The sequence below is a fragment of the Chryseobacterium sp. FR048 genome, assembly GCF_056844665.1.
In genome coordinates this window covers 286,027-297,967 of sequence record NZ_JBXDSE010000005.1, presented here as the reverse complement: position 1 = coordinate 297,967, position 11,941 = coordinate 286,027, and the positions used below count along the sequence as shown (strand labels likewise).

At 37.4% G+C, this 11,941-nt stretch carries 9 protein-coding genes; 4 read left to right on the top strand and 5 right to left on the bottom strand.

Annotation, left to right across the window (positions count from 1 at the left end; all coding sequences use genetic code 11):
• Window positions 1-169: 169 nt before the first annotated feature.
• Both AC106K_RS16085 and AC106K_RS16080 read right to left on the bottom strand, forming a co-directional pair.
• Entirely contained in the window at window positions 170-1,090 is a 921-nt protein-coding gene (locus AC106K_RS16085) for a M28 family metallopeptidase (RefSeq protein ID WP_482446490.1), read from the bottom strand.
• 524 nt (window positions 1,091-1,614) lie between these two features.
• On the bottom strand, window positions 1,615-2,004 hold the full coding sequence (locus AC106K_RS16080) for a DUF4293 family protein (protein WP_482446489.1): 390 nt from the start codon (window positions 2,002-2,004) through the stop codon (window positions 1,615-1,617).
• A 144-nt stretch (window positions 2,005-2,148) separates the two neighbouring features.
• Between AC106K_RS16080 and rho the strand changes: the two genes are divergently transcribed.
• Window positions 2,149-3,975, top strand: coding sequence for a transcription termination factor Rho (rho, locus tag AC106K_RS16075; protein ID WP_482446488.1), 1,827 nt, complete (start codon window positions 2,149-2,151; stop codon window positions 3,973-3,975).
• Window positions 3,976-4,003: 28 nt separating this feature from the next.
• On the opposite strand, the gene AC106K_RS16070 is transcribed toward rho, so the two are convergent.
• Entirely contained in the window at window positions 4,004-4,753 is a 750-nt protein-coding gene (locus AC106K_RS16070) for a 4-hydroxy-tetrahydrodipicolinate reductase (protein ID WP_482446487.1), read from the bottom strand.
• Between the two features lie 285 nt (window positions 4,754-5,038).
• Here AC106K_RS16070 and AC106K_RS16065 point away from each other — a divergent pair, with 285 nt between their 5' ends.
• Window positions 5,039-5,635 carry a superoxide dismutase gene (locus tag AC106K_RS16065; protein ID WP_047097459.1) on the top strand — a complete coding sequence of 199 codons (597 nt, stop codon included), beginning with the start codon at window positions 5,039-5,041 and terminating at the stop codon, window positions 5,633-5,635.
• A 67-nt stretch (window positions 5,636-5,702) separates the two neighbouring features.
• Here AC106K_RS16065 and AC106K_RS16060 read toward each other — a convergent pair whose 3' ends face one another.
• Window positions 5,703-6,122, bottom strand: a complete 420-nt coding sequence (locus AC106K_RS16060; RefSeq protein WP_482446486.1) for a DUF6146 family protein — start codon at window positions 6,120-6,122, stop codon at window positions 5,703-5,705.
• 51 nt (window positions 6,123-6,173) lie between these two features.
• Window positions 6,174-7,364 (bottom strand): endonuclease/exonuclease/phosphatase family protein, encoded by a 1,191-nt coding sequence (locus tag AC106K_RS16055; protein WP_482446485.1) that lies wholly within the window; start codon window positions 7,362-7,364, stop codon window positions 6,174-6,176.
• A gap of 254 nt (window positions 7,365-7,618) precedes the next feature.
• Here AC106K_RS16055 and AC106K_RS16050 point away from each other — a divergent pair, with 254 nt between their 5' ends.
• Together AC106K_RS16050 and AC106K_RS16045 are read left to right on the top strand one after the other, a co-directional pair.
• Window positions 7,619-10,486, top strand: coding sequence for a carboxypeptidase regulatory-like domain-containing protein (locus AC106K_RS16050; protein WP_482446484.1), 2,868 nt, complete (start codon window positions 7,619-7,621; stop codon window positions 10,484-10,486).
• Window positions 10,487-10,511: 25 nt separating this feature from the next.
• Entirely contained in the window at window positions 10,512-11,924 is a 1,413-nt protein-coding gene (locus AC106K_RS16045) for a DUF5689 domain-containing protein (RefSeq protein WP_482446483.1), read from the top strand.
• Window positions 11,925-11,941 lie beyond the last annotated feature (17 nt).

The following is an 11,941-nucleotide window of genomic DNA, read 5'->3' as shown; positions in this document are numbered from 1 at the left end:
CTTTTAAATTCATATTGTAAAAAATGAGAGGAATCTGTGCTATAGAAAAATTTGAAGCATACTGTCTTAATAATAGAATGATGCCACGAATGCAGTAATAAAAATTAGTGCATTCGTGGCCATTAAAATAACTCAAAAAAGCTTTCGGGTATTTTATAAATAGGATGAATTAGAACCTTACCTGATCATTGTATTTCGGTGCAAAATTCTTCGGATTCAGTTTTTCCAGAGTCTTTCCAAAGTTATTGATGATCTGAGTCATATTGTCAACGTCAACGATGTTGATGTCGTCATTTTCATGATGATAATGATTAGCTTTCGTCATATCAACAGTTGAAAAAGAATGGGCAATGATTTTTTTCTTGACAAAGCTTACATTATCTGAACGATAGAACAGCTGTTGCTTTGAGTAAGGATCAGCATTGATCTTTAATCCGTTTACAGCATACTGATTAAAGAGCTCATCCAGATCCGAGAATCCGTCTCCGGTCATGTATAATGAATTTTTACCCCATTGAGATTCTGTGGCTACCATTTCAAAATTGAAAAGAGCCGTCATATTGTTGTAGATTTTATCCAGGCTTTTATCTTCTGATATTGCTTTTGACCCCAGCATTCCTTTTTCTTCACCGTTGAAGGCCATGAAAACCATTGAAAACTCAGGTTTTTTGTTTTTAAAATAGTCAGCAATTCCTACCAGAGTGGTAATGCCGCTGGCATCATCATCTGCTCCATTATAAATATTGTCACCGCTTTTATCACTGGTACCTATGTGGTCGAAGTGGCCGGAGAATCCAAGGTATTTATCCGCTTTTCCTCTTTTTACACCACATACGTTGTAAGCCTTTTTACCTTTATATTCAAAAGGGATCAGATAAGAATTTCCTGTACAGTAATCGAGTTTATTTTCTTTGAAAAGAGAAGCGATATAGTTCGCTGCATTTTCATTTTCGGGAGTCCAGATCTCACGTCCTTTCATTTCGTCTGAGGCAAGAGTGGAAATTACTGTTTTTACTCTTTCTTTTGAAACTTCCTGTGCAAAGGTAAATATTGAGAAAAGTGATAAAGTAAGATAAGTTAGCTTTTTCATTGTCTTTTATTAAAATTATAAGATCTGTCGTTACTTTCATTGAAAAGTTGCAGGAAGTTACATAAATTAATTTTAATTGTCTGTGATAGCCATGTATAGAAAAACTGACTGAGGTTAAACGGTTCTGTCGCCACATTTGTACGGAGCAGGTTCAAAAATTTGGGAAACATTATAGAACAACACTATTTGTTGAATGAAACAATACATTTTAAAAAACGCAAAGAAAGTTCATTTGAATGTTTTATTTTAGGGAGCAAAGAAGAGTGACTTTGTCGCCGAAGAAGCTTAATGGATATGCATTCGCTTAGAAAGAATCAATGAAATTGATTCCATTCTTTGCTTCCTTAAGAATATGGGATAAGATGCTAAAAAACCTTTGCGTCAATTAAATTCCATAAACACAAACAATATTATCCCGCAGCTTTTGCACTTGATCCATGTTATGGTCTTTCTTATTTAATATTTAAGATAAAAAAAACAGCTCCTAAAAAGAAGCTGTTCTCACTCAAAAAATCGTTGTAAGGCTATCGAAGTCTGTCTACAGATTTCACGAGCCTCTCATCTTTACGGATGTAAATGTTTGCTATAAGCAGACAGATGACCGCAATCAATGGGAAAATCGGCTCAATACCCTTCTCAGGAAAATGAATTCCTCCGGATAAGTTTAGTAACCAGTACGCCAATACACCAATCAACAAAGCGTTTATAATGATGCTGATGGTATTCAGCAAAATTTGTCTTTTTCTGTTTTTAAAACTGAAAATACTTAATGCTCCAGTGATGACAAGTACGATGCACCCGATATTAAGTACCGGAATAGCGTCGGAAATGACAACATCCTGTCCCGTTATAAAAAGGAAAACAGCAGCTAAAACTGCTAATAAAGTCCATATAGTTTGTATTCTCTGTAGCATTGAATATTAAATTCTTGGCAAAAATAATATAAATTTTGCACAATTCAAAAATAAGTGTAGATTTGCATTATACAATGTACTTGAAAACCAAAGTCACCGGACTTACTTTTCTTACTCACAATTAATTACATTTTTACATTAAATATGTTTAACATAGAAACGTTAAGGTCAAAATCCGTAACGGAACTGACTAAAATCTTAAAAGATTTGGGCGTTAAAGTTGCAAGAAACAGCAATGAAAATGACAAGATCTTTGCTATTCTTGACTTTCAGGCTTCTAACCCTAAAGTTGCAAAAGATTATTTCAACGCCACAGAAACCACCAGTGTAAATACTGAAGAGGCTCCAGCAGAAAAACCTGCTAAAGCCCCGGCAAAAAAGCCTGCTCCAAAGAAAACGGCAGCAAAGCCAAAAGCAAATACCAAAGCAGCAGCAGAACCAAAAGTAGAGGAAAAAGTAGAAGAAAAGACACCGGTTACTGAAGAAATAAAGCCGGAAGAACCCAAAGCTGAAGTTGTTGCAGTAACAGAAGAAGCTCCAGCCTCTGCCTCAGCTCAGGCCAAAAAGAAAAGAAAAAGGGTTCCTACCAATGCTGCTACTACCGAAGCAACCCAGGAGAAAACAGAAACTCCTAAAAACACAGAATCTCAAGAGCCTGCTCAGGCTGAAGAAAAGCCTAACAACCCTCAACAACAACCTCAGGCTAACAGACCTCAAAAGGGACACAACCATCCACAGAACAGTGGAAACCAACATAAAAACCAAAACCAGAACCAACATCAGCACCAAAATCAAAATCAGAACAGACATTCTGAAAAGACAGAGGAGCAGAACGACCATAAAAAAGAATTCAATTTCGATGGATTGGTAAGTATTGAAGGGGTTTTGGAAATCTTACCGGATAACTACGGATTCTTACGTTCGTCAGACTTTAGTTATATTTCTTCTCCTGATGACGTGTATGTATCTACAGCACAAATCAGAAATTATGGATTAAAAACCGGAGATACTGTAAAAGGTATTGTAAGGCTTCCAAAAGAAGGTGAGAAATATTTTTCATTATTAAAACCTACAGAAGTAAACGGACGTGACCTTGCATTCATCAAGGACCGTGTAGCTTTTGAATATCTTACTCCACTTTTCCCTGAAGAGAAATTCAACCTTGCAGGAAGCGGATCTACAGTATCCACAAGAATTGTAGATTTATTCGCACCTATCGGAAAAGGACAGAGAGCAATGATTGTTGCACAGCCTAAAACAGGTAAGACAATGTTGCTTAAAGATATTGCCAACTCTATTGCAGCCAATCACCCGGAAGTATATATGATGGTTCTTCTTATCGATGAACGTCCGGAAGAGGTTACTGACATGGAAAGAAGCGTAAATGCAGAAGTTATAGCTTCTACATTTGATGAAGCAGCGGAAAAACATGTAAAAGTAGCCAACCTTGTTCTTGCAAAAGCACAGAGAATGGTTGAGTGCGGACATGACGTTGTGATCTTATTAGACTCCATCACGAGACTGGCAAGAGCATACAACACCGTAACCCCTGCATCAGGAAAAGTTCTTTCCGGTGGGGTAGATGCTAATGCTCTTCACAAGCCGAAAAGATTCTTTGGGGCTGCAAGAAAGATTGAAGGGGGCGGATCTCTTACCATTATTGCAACCGCACTTATCGATACAGGTTCTAAAATGGACGAAGTTATCTTTGAGGAATTCAAAGGTACGGGTAACATGGAACTTCAGTTAGACAGAAAGATTGCCAACAGAAGAATTTATCCTGCTATTGACCTGATTTCTTCAAGCACGCGTAGAGATGATCTTCTTCTGGATGAAGTCACTTCTCAGAGAATGTGGATCTTCAGAAAATACCTTTCTGAAATGAATCCTGTAGAAGCTATGGAATTTGTTAATAAAAACATCAAAGGAACTCTTAATAACGAAGAATTCCTGATGTCTATGAATAAATAATAAATTAAATTGTTAATAGCCCGGGCTTCTATATTTTGAAATAAGGATGCAGCAGATCCTCAAATTTATAGAAGCCCGGTTTTTTATTGGCCAGATGTTCCGCCGCAAACAAAGCGCCGTTGCCAAAAGCATCCCGTGATATAGATTCATGAATGAGCCTTACCGTCTGAAACGGAAAACCGAAAATAACTTCATGTTTTCCCACAATCCCACCGGCTCTGATGGTATTTATTTTTTCATCTTTTACCTCTAGAACATCCGCAATACGAATCGCCGTTCCGGAAGTTCCCTGTTTATCCTTAAAATGTTCCTCTACAATTTCAATATCCACTGAAGGAGCAATCTTTTTCAAAAACTGAGCCGCATACAGGAGATAATTAATTCCTAACGTAATATTAGGTGACCAAAATACAGTAGCTTTCTGAGCCAATTTATTAAGGAAACGAACTTCCTTGTCTGAATAATGTGATATAGCAGAGATAATCTTTATTTTCTTGTGGGCTGCCTGTTCTCCATAAGTATAAATTCCTTCCTGAGATGAAAAGTCAATAATGGCATCTACAGGGTGCTCTTCTAATAATTCTTCCACACTTAGTTTTTTCTCTGAATAAAAATGACCCGGATCATCACTTTCCACTCCTAAAAAATCCGCAGCATCTCTGGCTGTTGATTTGTTTGATCTTCTGTAAATCCACTGCAGTGAATGTTCCTTATGCTGAAGAATAACCGATGCTACGGCTTTTCCCGCTTTTCCAAATCCAAATAGTCCAATTTTCATGATAAAAAATATTTAAAGTTAAACATTCAGTGAATGAAGTGTTTTTAGAAATAATTTACTTCATAATGTGTAAGTTACGAAATTGAAAATAAACTATACTTTGAAAAAGATATGGGTAGGTAATGTCGAAGATTATGTTTACTTTTATCAGAATTAAAAATATTTAAAATTTAATTCATTCTAAATCAATATGTCAATGTTAAAGATTTATTAAAGTAATCCCCAATCTTTGATAATACCTTAAATATTGGCTAATTTTGAAGTATAACATTAAAAATAAAGATTATGTCATTTGAATTACCAAAATTAGGATATGCATATGATGCATTAGAGCCAACTATTGATGCAAGAACTATGGAAATCCACTATACGAAGCACCACCAGGCATACATTGACAATTTAAATAAAGCCATTGAAGGAACTGATTTAGCAGGAAAAACGATTGAAGAGATCTGCCAGACAGGAACTGACAAACCAGCAGTAAGAAATAACGGTGGTGGACACTTCAACCACTCTTTATTCTGGGAAATTTTGACTCCAGGCGGAAGCAAAGAGCCTGTAGGAAATGTAAAAGCTGCTATCGAAAACTACGGTGGTCTTGAAAAATTCAAAGCTGATTTTTCTGATGCTGCAAAAACAAGATTCGGTTCAGGATGGGCTTGGTTGGTAAAAAATGCTGACGGTTCTGTATCTGTATCTTCCACTCCAAACCAGGACAACCCATTAATGCCTGTAGCAGACGTTAAAGGAACACCTGTTTTAGGATTAGACGTTTGGGAGCACGCTTATTATTTGAACTACCAGAACAGAAGACCTGACTACGTTTCTGCATTCTTCGATGTAGTAAACTGGGATAAAGTAGAGGAATTATTCAACAAATAATTTTCAGCTATTATAAAAATGAAAGGTTCAGAACATTCTGAACCTTTTTTATTTTGGTCAAGTGATGTTACCGGATGGCATCGCTCCCGGATAGCCCATTCATCTTTAATTTGTACTTCCATTTTACATACACGAAAACCTGGTATAGTTTGTACTCAAACTTGATCCCATAGTTTTCTTTCGGATCATAATCGATGCCGGATTCTATGATGCTCGGGTATTTTCCTGAACGATAATAGCTATTCCATTCGTTAACTAAAAATGTATTTTTGGTCTTCAGGTAAGATTCTGTATACTGGCTGATAGGTCTGGCAACAGCGCTCATAAAGTAATCAAACTGAGTGTCTATGACAGTAAGGTCCCATTCTCCGTCTTCATTTTTAGAAGGTTTCATTTCCTGTTGCTCTTTATCTTTCTTTGTTGTATCCTGAGAAAAACAACTGAAAGGAATGCATGCAATCAATGTGATTAAAACTATATTTTTCATGATTTCGGGTATTGATATAAAAAAAGCACTCAAAATGAGTGCCTAAATTTTTTATGGTTCTTTCTGGAGAACTACAAATGCGGGAAAGTGGTCACTATAGCCGCCTGTGAACTGATCTCCGTTCCAGGATCTGAAAGGGTATCCTTTGTAATTTCCTTCTTTATTCACCAGATAAGCCGGTGCAAAAATTTCTGTCTTGTATATTGAATACTCTTTTGTTACCTGATCAGAAACTACGTTTTTGGAAACGATGATCTGGTCAAACAAGTTAGGAGCATCCTGATAAGCTAATGAAGCTACTCCTTTCTTATATAAAGGATACATCAGGTTAAGATAAGGAGTTTCTTCACTTAAATCTTTAGGACTAGCCTGAGCTTTCAGGTGGTTTTTTAAACTTGGGCTGATAGGATCGTCGTTGAAGTCACCCATTGCAAAAAGTTTTGTGGTAGGATCTGCTGCTCTTACGCTGTCCATTTGTTGCTTCAATAATGCTGCTGCTGCATTTCTTTTAGGTAAAGAAATAGCTTCACCTCCTCTTCTTGAAGGCCAGTGGTTCATAAAGAACGCCACTTTTTCATTATCTAAAAATCCTGTTACTACAAGGATATCTCTCGTATATTCTCTTCTTCCGTTGTCACCGTAGATCTTCAGTTCTTTTTTCAATGAATTGGTAGGGGTAAATCTTCTTTTCTGATAGATCAGTGCCACATCAATTCCTCTGTAATCATAAGAGTTATAATGGATGATTCCGTAATCGTATTTCTTTAAAGCTGGTTCATTGATAAGATCCTGAATAACCTGTCTGTTTTCCACTTCTATCAAACCTACTACTGCAGGAGCTGTCTTCGTATACTGTGCTCCCATTTCGGAAATTACTTTTGCTTCATTAGCCAGTTTAGCCTTATAGATTTTGGTACCATAGTTTTTTGCACTCTTTGGTGTAAATTCTTCAGAGCCGCTTTGTTCTCTTACTACTTTTTTACCGATTAAAGCACCATCACTCCATGGTCCGTCATATTTTTCAGCTTCCAGAAATTTGATAGAATCAATAGGAATGCTTCTGTGGAAAGCAGGATTCTTAATATCCTTGGTCCCATCAATATAATCTGCTGAACGAATCGTATCCCAAAGGTTTTCTACATTCAAAAAACCTACTGTAGCTACTTTTCTCAGTTTTCCCTGTTGTTGTGAGAATGCCATGATCGATAAAATGATGGCAAACAGACTCGAAAATCTCTTCATCCTCTTTAGAGTTATTATTAATATTATTTAATCTGCAAATTTACTTTTATTTTAATTCACTGCATTTTAAATATTTGTAAATTTATATACAGTAATCTGAACATTTTTTATATAATGATTCTTAAAAGTTTGCAATGTTAAGAAAAAATAATGTTAAAAAAGTTGTTAATTACAAAATTTGACTAAATTTGTGCCCCCAACTTTTAAACTGTTGAGAATTAACAAGAAAAGTATTTAAAAAAATAAATATACTCATGATTAAAAAACTATCATTAATCTCTTTATTCACTTTGCTGCCTGCGTCCTATTATTTTGCGCAGACAACTGTGTTTGCGTATCTTAAGGATGCGGACGGGAAACCTGTTGAGCAGGCAAATGTGGATTTAAAAGGAGCAGGAAATGATGTAAAGGCGGACAAAATCGGTTACTTCCAGTTTGCTGATTTGATGCCGGGACATTATCAGATTATGGTTACAAAATCAAATTTTGAAACTAAAATTTTTGAATTTGATGTAACTACTAATGAGAAAAGAAAAGATCTTGGAGTAATCACTCTTTATTCTGCATTGAATGGTGCAGATCAGGGTTTAGCTATCGTTGAAGATTCCGGCGAAAGCGATAGTGGAGGTGCACAGCAGACTGCTACAGTAGGATTGCTTCAGTCTTCACAGGATGTCTTCAACAGAATTGCCAGTTTTGATTTAGGACCATACTGGTTCCGTCCAAGAGGAATTGACAGCAGAACCGGTGAGAACATGATCAACGGGGTTTCTATGGCCGGTGCAGACAATGGAGACGTAGACTTCAGCACATGGGGCGGTTTGAACGAAATTACCCGTTACCCGGAAATCGCTACTAATCATGCCCCTTCCGAATATGCTTTCGGGGGAGCTACTGGTGTATTTTATAAAAATACGAAAGCCAGTGAGTATAGAAAAGGAAGTCAGTTGACTTACTCTCTTACCAACAGAAATTATACCAACAGATTATCTTACAGATTCTCTTCCGGAATGAATAAGAACGGATGGGCATTTACAGGGATGATCGCCAGAAGATGGGCTCAGGAAGGAATCCAGGATGGTACGGCATACGATGCATACAGCGGATACCTTGGAATTGAGAAGAAATTCAGTGACAGACACACAATGACATTCAATGCTATTGGGTCTAAATATGCAAGAAGTTCTTCCAGCCCGAGCACTCAGGAAGTATATGACTTCAGAGGTGTTCATTACAACTCATACTGGGGATGGCAAAACGGAGATAAGAGAAATGAAAGGGTAAAAAGAGGATTCCAGCCAATGTTCCAATTACAGGACTTCTGGAAAATCAATAAAAACTCTCAATTGTGGACCTCTGTTTCTTACCAGTTCGGTAAAGAATACAGCTCAAGGTTAGATTGGTACAGAGCGCCTAACCCGTCACCTACTTATTACCGTAACCTGCCAAGCTGGTTCAAAAATAATCCTAATACACAGGGAGATTTAGACCTACTTACGAATTGGTGGACTAATAATGACCAGGCTCACACTCAGATTAACTGGGATAATCTTTATACAGCCAACAGAAGTGAAAACCTTTACAGACCGGAATTCGGTGGAAAAAGAGCAGCTTACTTCCTTGTGGATGATGTAAAAGATGATAAAGTATTGAATGTAGCAACACATTATACTTATAACTTCAGCGATACTTCGCGTTTTATTTTAAATTTATCTTACCAGAACTACAGATCTGAGCAGTACAGAGAGGTAAATGACCTGTTAGGAGCTGATTTTGCTCTGAACATGGACCCTTTTGCCAATAATCTGACTGGTGGAAACACTTGGGGTAAATTCAATACCAGAGAAAGCGATGCTGATGTAGCGAAAAGAAAAGGAGATAAAATCGGATATGATTATATTTTCAGAAGACAGGAGTTCAAAGTAAATCCTGCGTTCAAATTCTCTACAGGTAAATTTGATGTTTTTGTTTCCGGATTATTCGGATATACAAACAACAATAGAGAAGGTAAGTTCCAACACTATCTGTATGAGTCATCTTACGGAAAAGGTGAAGACAAAAACTTCTGGAATGTTGGGGTTAAAGGTCAGGTTACTTATAGAATCAACGGTAGAAACTTCCTTGTTTATAACGGGGCATACTTCTCACAGTCTCCATTCCTGAATGATATTTATTTCAACACAAGAGTAAGTGGTGTTACCACTCCGGGAATCAAGAATGTAGTGATTGATGCTAATGATTTGAGTTATGTAATCTCAACGCCAATCATTAAACTTAGATTGACGGGATACCTTGTAAATACTCAAAACGAAACCAGCGTACAGAGATATTTTGCACAAGGTGTGAAATTGACAACTCTTGACGAAAACGGTGGCCAGGCTCCTGTTCAGGACGGTGCTTTCATTACTCAGGTATTGGCTGGTGCCAACAAGAGAAATATGGGTGTGGAACTTGGTGCTCAGGTAAAACTGACTCCTACGTTGACGGCTAGTGGATTATTAAGTGTAGGTCAATATACTTATACCAACAACCCTACGGTTTATTTCGCATCTGATGCTGTTGGAACCTTCAGAGAACTTGACGGTAACGGAAATATCGTATCAAGATCTTACACCAACATGGGTGAGGCTACTCTGAAAAACTACAGACAGGGAGGTACTCCTCAGGAAGCATATACTTTAGGTCTTCGATACAGCAGCCCTAAATACTGGTGGTTGGGAGCAACCTGGAACTATTTCGGACACTCATTCTTAGATCCGTCTCCGGTAACCAGAACAGCTAGATTCTATACCAACCCAACTACACCTGGAGTTCCTTATGACGGAGTATCACCAGAAGAATTGGCAAGAGTTCTTACCCCTACAAAACTTCCTAGTGCATTCTTCCTGAATGTAAATGCTGGAAAATCTTGGATGATCGGTAAGTACTATGTATTGGTATCAGGTTCTGTGAATAACCTTCTTAACAACAGAAACTATATCACAGGAGGATTCGAGCAGACCAGAAACGTTAATTATAATGATTACACAAAAGATTATGACAGCGGTAATATGGTATTTGCTCCTAAATACTGGTATAACCAGGGAAGATCTTATTTTGTTAACCTTCAGTTCAGATTCTAATAAATAAATTTAAAAATTGAAAACAATGAAAAATATATATTTTAAAGCGGCTATATTCACAGCCCTGTCCATGCTGACATTTTCGTCTTGTGTAAAGACGGATGATTACGATGTTCCGGAAATCAAATGTACCAACAGATTTGCTGCTGCAAACCATAAATTATCAGACCTTGCAACGATCGCTAAAGCTAAGCCTACTGCAGCTGATATTATTACAGAAGATTACATCGTTGAAGCTTATGTGTCTTCAAGTGATGAATCAGGAAACATCTATAAGATCATGTTCCTTCAGGATAAGCCTGAAAACCCTACACAGGGTATCGAATTGGATATTGATGCTGGAAGCCAGTATTTATCTTTCCCAACAGGAGCTTTACTAAGAATAAACCTTAAAGGGCTTATTGTTCAGGCTTCCAATGGAAATATTAAAGTAGGATCTTATGACCCGAACTATGTAATTGGTAGAATCAGCCAAAATAAAGTTTCTGATTATGTAGCAAGAGTTTGTGACGGGCAGAAGCCGATTGTTGCTGTTATGAAGCCATTAGAATTCAACTCAGTTGCAGACGCTCTTAAAGATGGTGCTCACATCAACCAACTTGTAAAAATTAAAAATGTTCAGTTTGAAGATGCTGAGTTAACGAAAAACTTTGCTGATGATAATGGTACAGGTGACCGTTATATCGTAGATAAAAAAGCAGCAAGATTAGACCTTCGTTTCAGTAACTTTGCAACATTTGCTAAGTCTCCGATCGCTCCTAAATATGAGAAGAGTGGTGATATTGTACTTATTTTGAGCCGTTATACGAGCCCAAGTAACCCAACGACTCCAACGTTTACAGAGCAGGCTTATATCAGAGATCTTTATGACCTGAACTTCCCTAATCCAAGATTCAACCCAGGTGAGCCGGAAGCTCCTTCTGCTTCTGCAGTAAACCTTTTCGCAGGATCTGATTTTGAAGATTGGGCATCTTTCTTATCAAGTGTAAACAGTTTCGGACTTAAGCCTTATGCAACGCAAGGAGTTGGTCTGGGATATAACAATTCAAACTCTCTTCAGATTAAAGGAATACCAGCAGGTAATGATTATGTATTTACATCAAGTGCAGCTACAGGAATTCCAGCTACTCCGAAGAGAATCACAATGCGTATCAAAGGTACTGCAACAGGAAAAACTCTTTCTTTCAACGTGTATAAAGCTGGAGGAGGTTTCTATGTATTCAATTTAGGAACATTCTCTACAGGTGCTACTTTAGGAGTAGAGTCTGCTAACTCATATACAGGATCTATCAACACGAACGGACAATGGAGACTGGTTGAGCTTACTCTTACAGGTCTTCCTGATGTAAACGTTACAGCTGGAAAAGATATGTTTGCTATCAAAACAGGTAGTGGAGGTACTTACGATCTTCAGATTGACAACATCAAAATTGAGTAATCCTTAAACAGATATTG